This window comes from Spirillospora sp. NPDC046719 (genome assembly GCF_040645715.1).
Classification (GTDB): domain Bacteria; phylum Actinomycetota; class Actinomycetes; order Streptosporangiales; family Streptosporangiaceae; genus Spirillospora.
In genome coordinates this window covers 1-15,764 of the sequence record NZ_JBEYYT010000213.1, presented here as the reverse complement: position 1 = coordinate 15,764, position 15,764 = coordinate 1, and the positions used below count along the sequence as shown (strand labels likewise).

At 72.6% G+C, this 15,764-nt stretch carries 15 protein-coding genes; 8 read left to right on the top strand and 7 right to left on the bottom strand.

The features are described from left to right. Window positions 1–1,295, top strand: a 1,295-nt coding sequence (locus ABZ914_RS30180; protein WP_500197339.1) for an aldehyde dehydrogenase, incomplete at its 5' end; no start/stop codon positions are given. 28 nt (window positions 1,296–1,323) lie between these two features. Here the strand turns inward: ABZ914_RS30180 and ABZ914_RS30175 are convergent. The 4 genes from ABZ914_RS30175 to ABZ914_RS30160 are packed head-to-tail and all read right to left on the bottom strand — an operon-like array spanning window position 1,324 to window position 5,668. After that, a complete protein-coding gene (locus tag ABZ914_RS30175) occupies window positions 1,324–1,926 on the bottom strand; it encodes a TetR/AcrR family transcriptional regulator (protein WP_500197337.1) in 603 nt (200 codons plus the stop codon). Then, window positions 1,919–3,682, bottom strand: coding sequence for a nitric oxide reductase activation protein NorD (locus ABZ914_RS30170; protein WP_500197336.1), 1,764 nt, complete (start codon window positions 3,680–3,682; stop codon window positions 1,919–1,921). The genes ABZ914_RS30175 and ABZ914_RS30170 overlap by 8 nt, the downstream gene beginning before the upstream one ends. Next, window positions 3,679–4,497, bottom strand: coding sequence for a CbbQ/NirQ/NorQ/GpvN family protein (locus tag ABZ914_RS30165; protein WP_500197335.1), 819 nt, complete (start codon window positions 4,495–4,497; stop codon window positions 3,679–3,681). The genes ABZ914_RS30170 and ABZ914_RS30165 overlap by 4 nt, the downstream gene beginning before the upstream one ends. A gap of 1 nt (window position 4,498) precedes the next feature. Next, on the bottom strand, window positions 4,499–5,668 hold the full coding sequence (locus ABZ914_RS30160) for a spirocyclase AveC family protein (protein WP_500197333.1): 1,170 nt from the start codon (window positions 5,666–5,668) through the stop codon (window positions 4,499–4,501). Window positions 5,669–5,986: 318 nt separating this feature from the next. Here ABZ914_RS30160 and ABZ914_RS30155 point away from each other — a divergent pair, with 318 nt between their 5' ends. Further along, on the top strand, window positions 5,987–7,525 hold the full coding sequence (locus tag ABZ914_RS30155) for an SDR family oxidoreductase (RefSeq protein ID WP_500197331.1): 1,539 nt from the start codon (window positions 5,987–5,989) through the stop codon (window positions 7,523–7,525). Window positions 7,526–7,674: 149 nt separating this feature from the next. Here the strand turns inward: ABZ914_RS30155 and ABZ914_RS30150 are convergent, their stop codons facing one another. The 3 genes from ABZ914_RS30150 to ABZ914_RS30140 form a co-directional block, all read right to left on the bottom strand. After that, on the bottom strand, window positions 7,675–8,604 hold the full coding sequence (locus ABZ914_RS30150) for an HpcH/HpaI aldolase/citrate lyase family protein (RefSeq protein ID WP_500197330.1): 930 nt from the start codon (window positions 8,602–8,604) through the stop codon (window positions 7,675–7,677). Beyond that, entirely contained in the window at window positions 8,604–9,806 is a 1,203-nt protein-coding gene (locus ABZ914_RS30145) for a CaiB/BaiF CoA transferase family protein (protein WP_500197328.1), read from the bottom strand. Before ABZ914_RS30145 ends, ABZ914_RS30150 begins: the two co-directional genes overlap by 1 nt. 102 nt (window positions 9,807–9,908) lie before the next feature. Continuing rightward, the gene (locus tag ABZ914_RS30140) at window positions 9,909–10,868 is read right to left on the bottom strand and encodes a TIGR03621 family F420-dependent LLM class oxidoreductase (protein WP_500197327.1); all 960 of its coding nucleotides are present in this window, start codon (window positions 10,866–10,868) and stop codon (window positions 9,909–9,911) included. A gap of 79 nt (window positions 10,869–10,947) precedes the next feature. On the opposite strand from ABZ914_RS30140, the gene ABZ914_RS30135 reads away from it, so the two are divergent. The 6 genes from ABZ914_RS30135 to ABZ914_RS30110 all read left to right on the top strand — a co-directional run. Continuing rightward, window positions 10,948–11,802, top strand: coding sequence for an enoyl-CoA hydratase/isomerase family protein (locus ABZ914_RS30135; protein ID WP_500197325.1), 855 nt, complete (start codon window positions 10,948–10,950; stop codon window positions 11,800–11,802). 88 nt (window positions 11,803–11,890) lie between these two features. After that, a complete protein-coding gene (locus ABZ914_RS30130) occupies window positions 11,891–13,192 on the top strand; it encodes an aromatic ring-hydroxylating oxygenase subunit alpha (RefSeq protein WP_500197323.1) in 1,302 nt (433 codons plus the stop codon). Further along, complete coding sequence (locus tag ABZ914_RS30125; protein ID WP_500197322.1) at window positions 13,192–13,536, top strand: hypothetical protein; 345 nt, start codon at window positions 13,192–13,194, stop codon at window positions 13,534–13,536. Before ABZ914_RS30130 ends, ABZ914_RS30125 begins: the two co-directional genes overlap by 1 nt. Window positions 13,537–13,615: 79 nt before the next feature. Continuing rightward, window positions 13,616–14,548 carry a PaaX family transcriptional regulator gene (locus tag ABZ914_RS30120; RefSeq protein ID WP_500197341.1) on the top strand — a complete coding sequence of 311 codons (933 nt, stop codon included), beginning with the start codon at window positions 13,616–13,618 and terminating at the stop codon, window positions 14,546–14,548. A 13-nt stretch (window positions 14,549–14,561) separates the two neighbouring features. After that, window positions 14,562–15,320, top strand: coding sequence for an SDR family NAD(P)-dependent oxidoreductase (locus ABZ914_RS30115; protein WP_500197321.1), 759 nt, complete (start codon window positions 14,562–14,564; stop codon window positions 15,318–15,320). Window positions 15,321–15,385: 65 nt separating this feature from the next. Then, a partial coding sequence (locus tag ABZ914_RS30110; RefSeq protein ID WP_500197319.1) for a hypothetical protein occupies window positions 15,386–15,764 on the top strand: 379 nt, incomplete at its 3' end.

Genomic DNA, 15,764 nt, shown 5'->3' with positions numbered 1-15,764 from the left:
GGCGGGCGTTCGACGAGGGGCCGTGGCCGCGCACCGACCCCGCGGAGCGGATCGCGGCCGTCCGCCGGCTGGCCGCGCTCTACGGCGAGCGCCGCGACGAGATGGCCGGCCTCATCACCGCGGAGCTGGGCGCCCCGATCTCCTTCGCCAGGCGCGCGCAGGTCGCGCTCCCCTGGTCGATGATGACCGCGCTCGCCGACATCGCCGAAGGACATCCGTGGCGGGAGGACCGGCCCGGCGCGTACGGATCGGACATCGTCCTGCGCAGGGAACCCGTCGGCGTCGTCGCCGCGGTCGTCCCGTGGAACATGCCGCAGTTCCTGACCGTCACCAAGATCGTCCCGGCGCTGCTCGCCGGCTGCACCGCCGTGCTCAAGCCCGCGCCGGAGTCACCGCTCGACGCGCTGCTCCTCGCCGAGCTCGTCGAGGAGGCGGGCCTCCCACCGGGCGTGGTGAGCGTCCTGCCCGCCGACCGCGACACGAGCGCGTACCTGGTCGCCCACCCCGGCGTCGACAAGGTCTCCTTCACCGGGTCGACCGCGGCGGGCAGGCAGGTGGCGGCGGCGTGTGCGGCGAACCTCACGAGGGTCGGGCTCGAACTCGGCGGGAAGTCGGCGGCCATCGCGCTGGCGGACGCCGACCCCGCGGCCGTGGCGACCGCCGTCCGCTTCTCGGGCATGGGCATGGCCGGGCAGATCTGCAACGCCCTCACCCGCGTCCTCGTGCCCGCCGACCGCGCGGGCGAGCACACCGAGGCGCTCGCGGCGACGCTGTCGGCCATCAAGATCGGCGATCCGGCCGATCCTGAGACCGAGATGGGGCCGCTCGTCTCCGAGCGCCAGCGGCGGCGGGTGCGGCACTACATCGACACCGGCGTCCGCGAGGGCGCCCGGCTCGTCACCGGCGGCACCGAACCGCCCGACGGCGTCCGGCACGGGTGGTACGTGCGGCCCACCGTGTTCGGCGGCGTCGACCCGTCGATGACGGTCGCCCGCGAGGAGATCTTCGGCCCGGTGGTCGCCGTGATCCCCTACCGGACCGAGGACGAGGCCGTCCGCGTCGCCGACGACTCCGCGTACGGCCTGGCCGGCGCGGTGTTCACGGCCGACCCCGAGCACGGGCTCGACGTGGCCGCGCGGGTGCGGACCGGCACCTTCGGGGTGAACCAGGGGTACTCGATGGACCCGGCGGCGCCGTTCGGCGGCGTCAAGGCCAGCGGCTACGGCCGCGAGCTCGGCCGCGAGGGCCTCGACGCCTACCTCGACATCAAGTCGATCTCGGTCGCGTCCCCGTGACGCCCGCCCCGCTCCGCCCCGCCGGTGGTCAGGGCAGTTTGACGACCGACATGTACATCTCGAGGACCGGCCGGTACAGGTCGACGTCGTCCAGCTGGCTGCCCAGCGCCACGGAGTCGCTGGTCGCGATGAGCACCTGCGCGAACGTCAGCGGAGGGATCAGCAGCGTCGCGCCGATGTGCTCGATGCCCTCCATGATGAACTTCGCCAGCGCCTCCGCGGCCTCCAGCCGCTTGGCCTCCACCCGCTCCCTGGCGTCGGGGTTGCGGAGCAGGTACAGGGTGAACTCGTGGCCGAGCGCGGCGTGCTCGGCGCCGCGGTCCTCGCTGAGCCGGCGCCACCGCCGCGCGACCTCGTCGAGCTCGCGCGCCCCCACCTCGGTCACCGCCGACACCACTTCGGCGAAGTCGTCGAAGTAGCGGCGCCAGTGCCGGTCGCTGACCGCCAGGAAAAGGTCTTCCTTCGTTCCGAAGTGCTTGTAGATGGCGCCTTTCGTGAAGCCGGCGGCATAAGCGATGTCGTCGAGCGTCGCCTGCGTGAAGCCCTTTTCGGCGAACACCTCCTCCGCCGCGTCCACGAGGAGGGAGCGGGTGTGGTCGCGGCGCCGCTCCCTCGTCCAACGCTCAACCATGCCGGCGATTATGCCAGGACCCGCGCGCGGGCCGCCGACCGTCCGGCCCCGTTCCGGCGCCGGTGACCTCGGTGAGCCGCTTCAGGGCGGCGAGGAACAACTCGTCCATTCGCGGGCTCAGGTCGGCGAGGGTCGCGGCGGTGGCGTGGCTCGCGGGGCCGAAGACGCGTCCGAGCCCATCGGCGTCCGCGGTGGCGCCGATCGAGAGGCAGAGGCAGGCGACACCGTCGGCGTGGAGTTCTTCAAGGGCCTTGCGAACATCGGCCTCCGCGTACCGGCCTTCGTAACCATTGTCGTAGGGAAATCCGTCCGAAAGGACGAGCAGGAGGCGATGCGGCGTACCGGCTTCGGTTTTCAGGATCTCGCCTGCACCGCGAATTCCGGCGCCGAGCCGCGTATAGCCGGATGGTCGGAGCCGGTTGAGCCGGGCCCGTCCGATGGCGTCGAAGCTCTGCCCGAACGCCTTCACGATCGGCAGATGGACGGCGTGCCTGCCCTGCGACCGGAAGGCGTAGACGGCGACGCGGTCGCCGAGCTCTTCGAGCGTGGCGGCCAGGGTGGCGGCCGCCCGCCGCTGGTGGTCGTGCACGGCGAGGCCGCCCGGATCGGCGTCGGTGGCGGATCCGGAGGCGTCGAGCAGGACGAGGACGCCGAGATCGCGGGCGGCCTTCCGGCGTTCCTGGTAGACGTGCTCGGGCGGCGAATGGCCGGAGCGCACGTCCACGAAGAGATCGATGAGCGCCTCGGTGTCGAGTTCGTCGCCGTCGGGACGGCCCCGGAGGATCCGGGGACCGAGGCCCACGCGGGACAGGCGCCGCCGCAGCACGTCGTCGCGCGGGACGCCGGCCGCGGAGATGTCGGCCGCGGAGATGTCGGCGGCCGCGGTCAGGGGGAAGTCGATGACCCGGCACCAGTCGGGCCGGTAGCGGCCGTTGTGCACGTCCCACTCCGGATGGAGGGCTCCGCCGACGCCCACGGCGACGCCTGGCCTGCCGTCGTCGGTGAAACGGATCCGCGTGGGAAGCGGGCGGGCGTTCTCGCCGGTCTTGTTCACCCGCCGCACCGAGCGGACCCTCGCCTCCGTCCCGGCGGCGCCGTCCCCGGAGGCCCGCGATCCGCCGAGCAGCTTCCGGAAGTGGTCCGACAGGGCCCGCGAGGCGAACAGCGGATTCTCGAACAGCTTCAGGATCTTGCTTTCCCGGGGCTCCTCCTGGTCGCCGTCGTCATCGGCCTCGGGCAGGTCGATCGGATCGAATTCGAGGCGCGTTTCCTTGTCGGTGGCGCGCGCGCCGGGTCCGGCGGGGGCGGCCAGCAACCGGGACGGTTTGATCACCCCGAACCATTCCGGGGGGTCGGGCAGCTTCGCCCGGCCCCTCGCCTTTTCGAGCGACTCCCGAGCGGTCGTGGTGCTCGGTTCCCCGCCGAGGTCCAGCGCGGCTGCGAGCGGATACCGTCCGACGAGTTCGGCGAGCACGCGTCGTCCTTCGAGCGCCAGGTACCGGCGCGCTAGGGAGGGACGTGCCCACAGGGCCCTGATCCATCGCTGGTCCAGGCTCCCCGCACCGAGCAGAGCGCTCTGCACCAGCGCCTCGCCGCGCTGCCGCGCGAGGGAGCCGCCCGCCGAGACGAAGACGACCCGGCCGTCGGTGTGGGCGGCCTCGCCGGCGGGCGCCTCGGCGACCCCGACGGCCCGGCCCGCGATCGAGGTGGCGAGGAGCCGGAACCGGTCGGGACCGGCGGACCCGGACGGCGTCATGCCGGGGGCAGGACGGCGTCGGCGAGTTCGCCGAGGGCGCGCACGACGTCCGGATCGTCGGAGAGGGCCTGGACGACGGCGGACCGCGCGGCGGCGCGCAGGGGCAGCCCCTGCGCGACGAGGCAGCCGGCGAGGATCAGCATCCGCGTGGAAGCCACTTCGCGCAGCGGCGAGCCGTCCAGGTTCCGGACGGCGTTGCCGAGCCGGACGAGGGCCTCCGCGGTCTCGATACCGATCCCGGCTTCGCGGGCGACGATCTGCGCCTCGACCTCGGGAGGCGGGAAATCGAGCTCGATGGCGACGAAGCGCTGCCGGGTCGACTCCTTGATGTTCTTCAGGACGCTCTGGTAGCCGGGGTTGTAGGAGATCACCAGCTGGAACCCGGGCGCCGCCCGCAGCGTCGTGCCGAGCCGGTCGAGGGCGAGTTCGCGGCGGTGGTCGGCGAGCGGATGGATGACCACGGTGGTGTCCTGGCGCGCCTCCACCACCTCGTCGAGGTAGCAGATGGCGCCCTCCCGCACGGCGCGGGTCAGGGGGCCGTCCGCCCAGACCGTCTCCCCGCCCTTGAGCAGGAACCGGCCCACCAGGTCGGCCGACGTCATGTCCTCGTGCCCCGCGACGGTGATCAGCTCGCGGCCGAGCTCGTGCGCCATGGCCTGCACGAAGCGGGTCTTCCCGCATCCCGTCGGCCCCTTCACCAGCACGGGGAGACCTCCTCCGGCCGCCGCCCGGAACACCTCCTCCTCGTCCCCGACCGCGCGGTAGAACGGCGCCTCCGTGGCGGGGCGAACGGCGGTGGATCGATCGGCCGGCATCTCAGCGGCCCCTGTCGAAGGGAACGATCGTGGGAAGCTCCTTGCCCTTCGGGGGGACGACCTTGCCGTCCGGGCCGATGGTGGCGGAGCCCTTGCGCGAGGTCGGCAGGGACGGGTCGGGGCACAGCCGCCCCGTCCCGTCGCCGCAGATGCCCGACATGAAGTACGAGCGCTTCTGGATGTCCTTGGGCCACGGGTCGGCGTGCATGGCGAACCACTGCACCGGGACGTTGTAGAACACGAAGAAGAACACGCTGCACGCCGCGAAGATCGCCAGGAAGCGCGTGGACTGCTGCCTCACCATGCCGCCCCGGACGCGGTCCAGCCCGCGCTCCACGAACGTCCGGCCGCGGTCGTCGGTGAAGTAGCGCAACGCGCACAGGCCCGCCTGGACGCCGCCCCACATGAGCCCTTCGTAGACCGGCCATTGGTAGTAGTGGCCCGCGTTGATGGTCAGGGATCTGATGGCGCCGGGGTAGGTGAAGAGGCCCATCGGCATGAGGAACAGGCCCTCGATGACGAGATCGAAGAAGAACGACCACGCCACCAGGACGCCGATCAGCCCGACGTTGCCGATCTTCGGCCACCGCGCCTTGACCCGGCGCATCACCCAGCAGCCGAGGATCGTGCACAGCAGCACCCCGTAGGAGTAGCCCGGCGCGTTCATGAGCAGCGGCTCGGCCAGCATGTGGCCCGGTTCCCCGAACGACTGCCACCCCGGGACGTCCTGCGTCCAGGCGCCCATGTTCCAGAGCCAGCCGTTGTAGGTGCACCAGGTGTTGAAGTAGTCGAGGAACGGGTCCTGGAAGAACAGCAGCCCGCAGGACACCAGGAGCATCCCGTCGAGCGTGATCCGCCGCTCGCGGCGCCAGGGCCTGATGATGAAGAAGTAGACGCCGACGGGCAGGCCGATCAGGATCACGCCCGTCCACGCGATGAGGATCGCCTTCATCAGCGTCGGCGGATCGCTCGGCCCGGCGGGGACCCGTTTGAAGTAGGGGCCGGAGATCCACCGGATCCACACATAGAGCTGGAAGACCAGGATCGCGCCGCCGATGGCGGCCCAGATCCGGACGGGTCTGGTCGGGGACTGGGCCTGGGCGCCGAGCGAGGCCGCGCCGAGCGATTCGGTGGGGGTGGGCGCCTGCGTCTTTTCCGATGGTCCGCTCACGACACTGTCTCCTTCTGGGGCGTGGGAGTCCGGCTGCTCACGCGTCCGCCGGCGACCATTCAGCAGCCCACTGGCCACAAAGATACTCATGGGAATCTTTGTGGGGAAGCAGTATCTCTGATTCCTCTGGGATCGAACGGAATGTCGGCCTATGACCTGCGGAAACGCACCGCATGGTGCAGGGGAGAACGCTCCGGTTGGACCACGGCGGGCAAAGACCGGGTCGGGCCGCGCTTGTCCCCAGGGGCGCCGGGTACGGGCCGTCCGACCGCGAGGGGGGAGCAATGATCAGAGCCGTGCCCGTTCCGGCTGCGGACGATGTCGCCGCCCGCTGAGCCGGGCGCCGGGCGCCTGTGCCTGGTGACGGGGGCCAGCGGCTACATCGGCGGCCGGCTGGTGCCCGAACTGCTCGACGCCGGTTACCGCGTGCGGTGCATGGCGCGTTCCCCGCGCCGGCTGCGGGACCACCCCTGGGCCGGCCGGGTGGAGATCGTCCAGGCCGACGCGACCGACCCCGAGTCGACCCGCCGGGCCCTCGAAGGGGTCGACGTCGCCTACTACCTGATCCACGCGATCGGCGGCCCGGGCGGGTTCGGCGAGACCGACCGCCGCTCGGCCCGCACCTTCGCCGACGCGGCCCGCGACGCCGGCACCGGGCGGCTGGTCTATCTCGGCGGGATGGACCCGGAGGAGGACCTCTCCCCGCACCTGCGGTCCCGCGCCGAGGTCGGGCGGATCATGCTGGACGCCGGGGTGCCCGCCGTGTGGCTGCGCGCCGCCGTGATCATCGGGTCGGGCTCGGCGTCGTTCGAGATGCTGCGGTACCTGACCGAGCGGCTCCCGGTGATGGTGACCCCGCGCTGGGTGCACTCCCGCATCCAGCCGATCGCGATCCGGGACGTCCTGCACTACCTGGTGGCGTCCGCCGGGCTGCCCGCCCGGGTCAGCCGGGGCTTCGACATCGGCGGTCCGGACGTGCTCACCTACGGGGACATGATGCGGCGCTACGCCGCCGTCGCCGGGCTCAGGCCGCGCCTCATCATCCCGGTGCCCGTGCTGAGCCCGTGGCTGTCGAGCCTGTGGGTCGGCGCGATCACGCCGGTCCCGGGCCGTCTGGCGCGCCCGCTCGTGGAGTCGCTGCGCAACGAGGTGATCTGCCGCGAGCACGACATCAGCCGCTACATCCCTCCGCCGGACGAGGGCCTGACCGGCTTCGAGCGGGCGGTGTCCCTGGCGCTGCGCCGCGTCCGCGAGGCGGACGTCGCCACCCGCTGGTCGTCGGCGAGCGTCCCCGGCGCTCCCAGCGACCCGCTGCCCACCGACCCGGCCTGGGCCGGCGGCAGCCTCTACACCGACGAGCGGTCCCGCACCGTGGACGCGCCGCCGCGGCGCCTATGGGACGTCATCGAGGGGATCGGCGGCGAGCGCGGCTGGTACTCCTTCCCCCTGGCCTGGCGCGCCCGCGGCGTCCTGGACCGGCTCGTGGGCGGGGTGGGCCTGCGGCGCGGCCGCCGCGACCCGCGCCGGCTCCGGATCGGGGAGGCGGTCGACTTCTGGCGCGTGGAGGAGATCGAGCCCGGCCGCCTCCTGCGGCTGCGTGCCGAGATGCGCGTGCCCGGCCTGGCCTGGCTGGAGCTGTCCGTGTCCGAACGCGACGGCCGCGTCCGCTTCACGCAGCGCGCCCTGTTCCACCCCCGCGGTCTGCTCGGGCACTGCTACTGGTGGGCGTTCAAGCCGTTCCACGACCGCGTCTTCGGCGGCATGTGCGAAGGCATCGCCCGCGCCGCCGAGAACGACGGTCACGCGGCGCCGCATGAGCCGGCGGAGAGCCGCCGCAGCGGTCACGCCCTGCGGTGACCGGCCGGAGACCGCCACCGAACGGACTGCTGCGGCCCTCGCGCGGCCGATGCGGACGTGCCCGGCGCCGCGACCGCGCCGAGCACGACGGCGCCGCAAGCGACGTGCGTACGCAGCGCGGTCTTCGACGGGCCGCCCCCGCCCCGGTGTCACCGGCCGGAGGGCGGTGGGGCGGTGTTCGCCAGCGCCGCTCGCTGCAGGACGTTGGTCGCGTGGCGCATGTGCGCGGCGTCGACCAGGCGCCCGTCGCGGCCGATGGCGCCGGTGCCTCCGGCGGCGGCGCTCTCGTAGTCCGCCATGACCGCCCTGGCCTGCGCGACCTCCTCGGCCGTCGGGCTGAAGACCTCGTTGGCCGTCGCGATCTGGCTGGGATGGATGGCCCATTTGCCGTCGTAGCCGAGCAGGGCCGCGTGCTCGGCTGCCCTGCGGTAGCCGTCGGGGTCCTGGTAGGCGGGGTACGGGGCGTCGATGGCGTCGATGCCGGCGGTGCGGGCGGCGGTCAGGACCTGGACGCGGGCGTGGTGCCAGAAGTCGCCGGGGTAGTCGCCGAGCGGGTCGAAGTTGCCGTCGACCCGGGCGCGCAGCGAGGCGGACAGGTCCCCGGCGCCGAAGATGACCGCTTCGAGGCGGTCGCCGGTGCGGGCGATCTCGACGGCGTTGGCCAGTCCTTCGGCCTCCTCGATGAGCACTTCGATCCCGATCCGCCGCGTCAGCCCGAGCTTGTCCTCCAGCTGGGTGAGCAGGACGTCGAGCCACCACACGTCCCGCGCGGCGCGCGCCTTGGGCAGGATGATCACATCGAGCGCCTCGCGCGCCCCCGTGACGACCTCGATGACGTCACCGTGGCACCAGGGCGTGTCCAGGCCGTTGACGCGGACGGCGCGCGCCGTGCGGCCCCAGTCCAGCCCGGTCAGCGCGGCGACGGCGACGCCGCGCGCCCGTTCCTTCACGGCCGGGGCGCAGGCGTCCTCCAGGTCGAGGAAGACCAGGTCCGCGCCCGACCGCGCCGCCTTCTCGCACATGTGCTCGTCGCCGGCCGGCGTCGCCAGCTCGGACCTGCGGGCCCTCGGTCCGCGCATCAGATGACTCCTTCCGCTCGCAGGCCCTCGATCTCGGTGGGGTCGAGGCCGAGCAGGTCGCGGTAGACGTGGTCGTTGTCGGCGCCGAGGGGACGGCCCAGGTGGTCGATGCGCCCCGGGGTGGCGCTGAGTCTCGGCACCGGCGCCTGGACGGTCATGCGGCCGAGGTCGGGGTCGTCCACCGGCTGGAACGTGCCGCGGGATCGCAGGTGCTCGTCGGCCAGCAGGGCGGGCGCGTCGTACACGGGCGCCGCGGTCACCTCGGCGTCCTCGAACACGGCCATCGCCTCGTCCAGCGTGCGGCACGCGACCCAGCCGGCGACCAGCCCGTCCACCTCGACGGCCCGCTCCTGCCGCCGGACGGGGTCGACGTAGTCGGGGTGCTCGGCGAGGTCGGCGCGGCCGATGGCGCGGAAGACCCGGACGGCGATGCTCGGCGACGCGCTGGAGATCGCCAGCCACCGGCCGTCGCGGGTGCGGTAGGCGTTGCGCGGGGCGCTGGCGTCGAGCCGGTTGCCCGTCCTGGCCTTGACGGTTCCGAGCTGGTCGTAGGCGAGCGTCGCCGACTCGATGAGCCGTGCGAGCGGTTCGAGGAGGCTGACGTCCACGAGCTGGCCCTCCGCGCCGTGGACGTCGCGGTGGTAGAGCGCCATCATGACCGCGTAGGCCGCGGTGAGCCCGGCGATGCCGTCGGCCAGCATGAACGGCGGCAGGGTCGGCGGGCCGTCCGCCGGGCCGGTGACGTGGGCGAACCCGCTCATCGCCTCGGCGAGCGTGCCGTATCCGGGACGGTCGCTCTTCGGGCCGCCTCGCCCGTAGCCGGTGATGTGCGCGACCACGACGTGCGGGTGCGCGGCGTGGACCGAGTCGTAGTCGATCCCCCACCGCGCCAGGGCGCTCGGCCGGTTGCCGACCACGAGCACGTCGCTGACGCCGAGCAGCCGGTGCAGGAGCCGCTGACCGGCGGGAACGCGCAGGTCGAGGGTGGCGCACCGCTTGTTGCGGCTGATGCTCTTCCACACCAGGCCGATGCCGTCGCGGCGGTCGCCCCAGGTACGCATGGGGTCTCCGGTGCCCGGCGGCTCGACCTTGATGACCTCGGCGCCGAACTCCCCCAGTGTCGTGGCCACCGTCGGCCCCGCCGCCAGCGTGGCCGCCTCGACGACGCGCACCCCGTCGAGCGGTCCCCGGCGATCAGGCATCGCGCACCGCCGCGCCGCACCGCACGCGGGCGTCCGTGAACGACCTCTTCCGTTCGACCACCTTGTGTCCTCCGTGACCTCCGGCCGGTGGCGGCCGGTCCGCTAGCGCCCCGCGAGCCGGGCGACGACGGGCGCGAAGCGCTCCAGTTCTCGCTGCTGGACGGTGATGTAGTTCGCGCCGAAGACCTCGCGGCGCTCCTGGAGCCGGTCGGCGACCTCGTCGAGGGGCCCGACCAGCACGTTGGGGTGGGCGAGGAGCCCGTCCGGCGGTACGCCCATGAGCTCGGCGACGCGTCCGGCCGCGGCGGCGGGGTCGTCGGTGATCTCGGTGAAGAAGGGCGAGCTCTCGATCTCCAGGGCGGGGAGGCGCTCCCCCGCCGCGTCGCGGACGACGGCGAAGCGGTGCGCCGCCTCCTCGGCGGGCGTGCGGCCGGCCTCGTTCACCGCGTCGAACGGCACGTTGTTGACGCTGACGACGTCGGCCTCGCGCGCGGCGAGCGACAGCACGCGTTCGCGCGCGCCGCCGATCATGATCGGCGGGCGGGGGCGCTGCACCGGCAGCGGCAGGCCCGCGTATCCGGTGGCGGTCGCGTGCGCGCCCTGACGGTTCAGGGGTTCGCCGCTCCAGTGGGCCTTGAGCAGGGCGACGACCTCTTCGAGCTTGTCGACGCGGCGGGCCGGTGCCGCGAAGGCGAGCCCCATCGCCCGGTACTCGCGCTCGCTCCAGCCGGCGCCGATCCCGAACTCCAGCCTGCCGTCGGACAGCAGGTCGAGGGTCGCCGCCTCCTTCGCCAGGACGGCCGGGACGTGGTAGTCGACGCAGAACACGCGGCAGCCGACGCGGAGCCGCTCCGTCACGGCGGCGGCCGTGGCCATGGCCGCGATCGGCGCGAGGTGCTGCGGCGGCAACCGCGACTCGCGGGCGGCGGGGCCCGGCCCGAGGTAGTGGTCCGCCACGAACAGCGTGGCGTAGCCGAGGTCCTCGACCTTGCGGGCGAGATCGCGCCACTGCGCCCCCGTGGTCGCCTTGGTCGCCTGGACGGCGAACCGAAAAGGATGCATATTTAGCACCGTACGCGAAAACGATGTCGCGCAACAGAGGTCCGCGCGGGCCGGGACCCGCGGGACGAAGGGACGGCCGATGGTCAAGCGCGCCAGGTACGAGGACTACAAGGACCGGTATCCCAACTACGGCTTCGAGCTGAGCGAGGACGGGATCCTGCTCATGCGGTGCCACACCGACGGCGGGTCCCTGGTGTGGGACTGGAAGTCGCACGACGACATGGCCGACGCGTTCGCCGACGTCGCCGGCGACCGCGAGATCAAGGTGCTCATCCACACCGGGACCGGCGAGAACTACAACGCCGACTGGGGCCTGACGCCCGACGGCACGCTGCCCGACCCGCCGGTCTACGACGCGATGCCCGGCGTCCGCGGGCTGCACAAGCTGGACGAGAAGGCCTGGTACAACCGGCAGCTCCAGCAGAACGTCCTGGAGGTGGACGTGCCGATGATCAGCGTGGTCAACGGCCCGTGCAACATCCATTCCGAGGTCCCGCTGATGGGCGACATCGTGCTGGCCTCAGAGGACGCCTACTTCCAGGACGTCTCGCACTTCCCGCGCGGCCAGGTGCCGGGCGACGGCCAGCACGTGATCTGGAGCTTCCTGGTCGGCCACAACCGGGCCCGCTACTTCCTGCTCACCGGCAAGAAGCTGTCCGCGCAGGAGGCCAAGGAGTGGGGCGCGGTCAACGAGGTCCTGCCGAAAGACCAGGTGCTCGACCGGGCCTGGGAACTCGCCCGTGAGCTGATCAAGCGCCCGCCGATGGTGCTGCGGTACACGCGGCAGCTGTTCACCCAGAACCTCAAGCGCGCCTACCTGGAGGAACTCGGCCACGGCCTGGCCCGCGAGACCTACGCCCAGCAGGAGTTCTTCCCCTTCGGCGGCGGCATGGAGCCGCTGGACCGCGCCTGGAACGACAAGCCGTGGTCATGACCACGGCACTCGAAAAGAAGACACTAGTCTGTTGTTCGATGGAAAAAATGACTACTGTCGAAGGATCGCGACAGCAGGGAGACAGGGCATGACCGAGCTGCAGCAGCGCCTGGCCACCGGGCGGGGCAAGTTCACCCCGGACTATCCCGACCTCGGAACCGGGCCCGTCGACTACGAGGACTCGATCTCCCCGGAGTTCTTCGCCGCCGAACGCGAGGCGGTGTTCAAGCGGTCCTGGCTGTACGTCGGCCGGTCCGAGCGGCTGCCCCGGCCGGGGACGTTCTTCACCCGCGAACTCCAAGGGCTGGCCTCGATCGTGATCGCGCGGCGCCGGGACGGGACGGTCAACGCCTTCCACAACGTGTGCGCCCACCGCGGCAACAAGGTCGTCTGGCAGGAGCACCCGCAGGAGGAGTCCAAGGGCTCGTGCCGCGAGTTCACCTGCAAGTACCACGGCTGGCGGTACGGCCTGGACGGCCGCGTCACCCACGTCACCAACGAGCAGGAGTTCTTCGGTCTCGACAGGGACTCACTGCGGATGCCTCTGGTGCACTGCGAGGAGTTCGCCGGGTTCATCTTCGTCAACCTCGCCGACGACCCCGTCCCGCTGCGCACCTTCCTGGGCGACCGCCTCCTGGAACTGGAGGCCTACCCGTTCCACGAGATGACCCAGCACTACGGGTTCTCCGCGCCGATCCGCGGCAACTGGAAGCTCGCGGTCGACTCGGTCTGCGAGTGGTACCACCCGCCGTACGTGCACGCCCGGTTCATCGCCAAGGACATCGCCAAGGCCGAGAAGCTCGTCCCGCCGGTCGACGCCTACCACTACGACCTGTTCACCCCGCACATGCTCACCTCGGTGCCCGGCCCGCCCCCGCTCCCGCCGCGCGAGCCCGGCACCGCCGGCCCCGCCGAGCGCGACCAGATCTGGGTGTACAAGCTGTTCCGGGCCGGGCTGTTCGGCCCCGACGACGTCCCCGACCTCGGCCCGCTCCCCGGATTCCTCAACAAGGGGAACATCAAGTCCTGGGGGAACGACCAGTTCTGGCTGTTCCCGAACCTGTCGGTGCAGATCTGGGCCCGCGGGTTCTACATCACCTACACCTACTGGCCCGAAGCGGTCGACAAGCACACCTACGACATCGACCTGTACTTCGTCCCGCCCAAGAACGCCCAGGAGCGGCTGGCGCAGGAACTCGTCGTCGACAGCACCATCGAGTTCGCCATGCAGGACGTCAACACCATCGAGGCCACGCAGATGGGCCTGTCGACCCGCGCGAACCAGCGGTTCCACCTGTCCGACCAGGAACTGCTCATCCGTAAGTTCCACAAGACCGTCCGCGACACCGTCGCCGCCCACCAGGCCCGCGACGTCCGGCAGGAGGACTGATGCCGACCACCACCGCGACCGGCCTGCCCGCACCGTTCACCGACCTCGAACCCTGGGTTGCCGACTGGGCGCGCCCGACCCGGCAGGAACGCTACGACATGCGCCTGTCCAAGACCTTCGACGAGCTGGCCGCCTTCTACGACGCCATCGCCCCCCGCGCCGAGGAGGCCGTCACCTACCTCAACGGGCTCGACCTCGACGACCTGCCCGACGACGCGACCCGCCTGCTGCGGCTGCTGTACTCGATGATCCTCGTCTCGTACGCGGTCAACGTGTTCGACCAGCCGCGCATCCCCGACTCCGGCGCCGCCTTCTTCGACACCACCGCCGAACCGGCCGTGTGAGCGGAGACCGGACCATGACCACCACCGCGGCGATGCGCAGGGGCCCGGGCGGAACCGTCGCGGATAGCCTTCCGGCGTGATGGAAGCCTACGTGGAGACCGCCGTCGACTTTCCGCGCGTGCAGGTCGGGCCGAACCCGCAGCACCTGCTCCTGGGGCTGTTCACCGACCACTGGTTCGGCACCGAGGAGTACCTGCCGTCCGCCGCGCTGGTCGAGCTGCTCACCGAGTTCGCCAACACGCAGGCGAGCGCGCGGGCCGCGATCGCGCGTCTCGCCCGGCGGGGCCTCCTGGAGGCGACGAAGGTCGGCCGGCGGACGTTCTACCGGCTGGCGCCGGCCGCCGCCCGCGCCCTGGAGCAGACCCAGCGGCGCGTCGTGGAGTTCCGCGCCGGGGAGCGGGCGTGGGACGGCTCGTGGACGACCGTCCTGTTCTCCTTCCCCGACGAGCAGCGGGACCTGCGGTACGTGATCCGGACGCGGTTGCGCTGGCTCGGCTACGCCCCGCTCTACGACAGCGTCTGGGTGTCGCCCCACGCCGACCGCGACCAGACCGTCGAGATCCTCGAGGACCTGGGGGTCGGGCACGCGACCGTCCTGCGGGCCGAGGTGACGTACGCGGCCGGTCCCGGCGACCCGCTGTCCGCCTGGGACGTCGAGGCGATCGCCGCACGGTACGAGGCGTTCATCGCCGAGTACGAACCGCTCCTCCACCGGGTCGAGCGCGGACAGGTCGGCACCGCGGAGGCGCTGGTGGCCAGGACGGACGTCAAGGACGCCTGGCGCGAGCTGGTGAGCCTCGACCCGGAGCTGCCGGAGAGCCTTCTCCCGCGGCCGTGGCCGGGCCGGCGGGCGCGCGGCCTCTTCGCCGGGATCTACGACGGGCTCGGGCCGCTGGCGGAGGCGCGCGTCCGCCAGATCATCGCCAGGCACGACCCGGCGCTCGCACGGACGACGCGGCACCGCACCACGACGAGCGCGCCGCCGGACCCGATCCAAGGGAGCAGACCATGACGGACGGCAGACCATGACGGACAGCGGAGAGCGGCTCGCCGGGAAGGTCGCCGTGATCACCGGCGCGGGGTCGGGGATCGGGCGGTCCATGGCCCTCCTGTTCGCCGAGCACGGCGCGAAGGTCGTGTGCGCGGACCGCAGCGGCCGGCAGGACGATGTCGCCGGGGAGATCGGCGACGCGGCCATCGGGGTGCACGCCGACGTCTCCGTGGCGGCCGACGTGCGGGCCGTTGTCGAGGCCGCCGAGCGCCGCTTCGGCCGGCTCGACGTGCTGTGCAACAACGCCGGCTTCGGCGGCCCCCGCAAACCCATCACCGAGCAGGAGGAGAGCACCTTCGACGACGTCCTCGCGGTGAACCTCAAGGGCGTCTTCCTCGGCATGAAGTACGGGATCGCCGCGATGCTGCGGACCGGCGGCGGATCCGTCGTCAACACCGCGTCGTCCGCGGGCCTCGTCGGCTGGAAGGGGCACTCGGTGTACGCGGCGGCGAAGGGCGGCGTCGTCCAGATGACCAAGAGCGCGGCGCTCGACTACGCCGAGCAGGGCGTGCGGGTGAACGCGATCTGCCCCGGCATGACGTGGACGGGCCTGGCGGGCGCGTCCGAGGAGAACCCGTCGCCGCCGCCGGACATGCCGATGCGGGTCCAGCCGATGAACCGCTGGGGCCTGCCGTCCGAGCTCGCCGCCGCGGCGCTGTTCCTCGCCGGGGACGAGTCGTCGTTCGTCACCGGGGCCGCCCTCCCCGTGGACGGCGGCTACGTGGCCCGCTGACGGCGGCCCGGCGCTATCGTCGGGATCATGGGGGTACGCAGCGACGGCGCGGGAGACCGGCGCCGATGAGCGGCACGCCACCGGAGGCCGACGCGGTGTCGGAGGCGGCGTCGGCGTGGGCCGCGAGCGGCGCCGTGCTCCTGTCGGGACGGCCGGACGGCCCGCCCCTGCTGCCGCCCGGCCGGGCCGCGTCCGTCGCGCGGGACCTGGCGGAGCGGTTCGCCGGCGGGACGGGCGCTCCCCGCCTCGACGGGGCGCGGCTGCTGGCCGAGCGCGCGGCCTTCACGGGCCACGGGCGGCGCGGACGGGTGTCCGCGGGCGGCGCGTGCCGGCTGCTTCGCACGGCGGACGGCTGGGCCGCCGTATCGTGCGCCCGCCCCGACGACCCCGCGCTCCTCGGCGCGCTCGCCGGCGCCGACGTCGGCGACGCCCCGGGGCCCGCAG

Coding starts and splice junctions, on each gene's coding strand:
- ABZ914_RS30175 (WP_500197337.1), bottom strand. CDS start 1,926: ATGGTTGAGCGTTGGACGAGGGAGCGGCGCCGCGACCACACCCGCTCC.
- ABZ914_RS30170 (WP_500197336.1), bottom strand. CDS start 3,682: ATGACGCCGTCCGGGTCCGCCGGTCCCGACCGGTTCCGGCTCCTCGCC.
- ABZ914_RS30165 (WP_500197335.1), bottom strand. CDS start 4,497: ATGCCGGCCGATCGATCCACCGCCGTTCGCCCCGCCACGGAGGCGCCG.
- ABZ914_RS30155 (WP_500197331.1), top strand. CDS start 5,987: ATGTCGCCGCCCGCTGAGCCGGGCGCCGGGCGCCTGTGCCTGGTGACG.
- ABZ914_RS30150 (WP_500197330.1), bottom strand. CDS start 8,604: ATGCGCGGACCGAGGGCCCGCAGGTCCGAGCTGGCGACGCCGGCCGGC.
- ABZ914_RS30145 (WP_500197328.1), bottom strand. CDS start 9,806: ATGCCTGATCGCCGGGGACCGCTCGACGGGGTGCGCGTCGTCGAGGCG.
- ABZ914_RS30140 (WP_500197327.1), bottom strand. CDS start 10,868: ATGCATCCTTTTCGGTTCGCCGTCCAGGCGACCAAGGCGACCACGGGG.
- ABZ914_RS30135 (WP_500197325.1), top strand. CDS start 10,948: ATGGTCAAGCGCGCCAGGTACGAGGACTACAAGGACCGGTATCCCAAC.
- ABZ914_RS30130 (WP_500197323.1), top strand. CDS start 11,891: ATGACCGAGCTGCAGCAGCGCCTGGCCACCGGGCGGGGCAAGTTCACC.
- ABZ914_RS30125 (WP_500197322.1), top strand. CDS start 13,192: ATGCCGACCACCACCGCGACCGGCCTGCCCGCACCGTTCACCGACCTC.
- ABZ914_RS30120 (WP_500197341.1), top strand. CDS start 13,616: ATGGAAGCCTACGTGGAGACCGCCGTCGACTTTCCGCGCGTGCAGGTC.
- ABZ914_RS30115 (WP_500197321.1), top strand. CDS start 14,562: ATGACGGACAGCGGAGAGCGGCTCGCCGGGAAGGTCGCCGTGATCACC.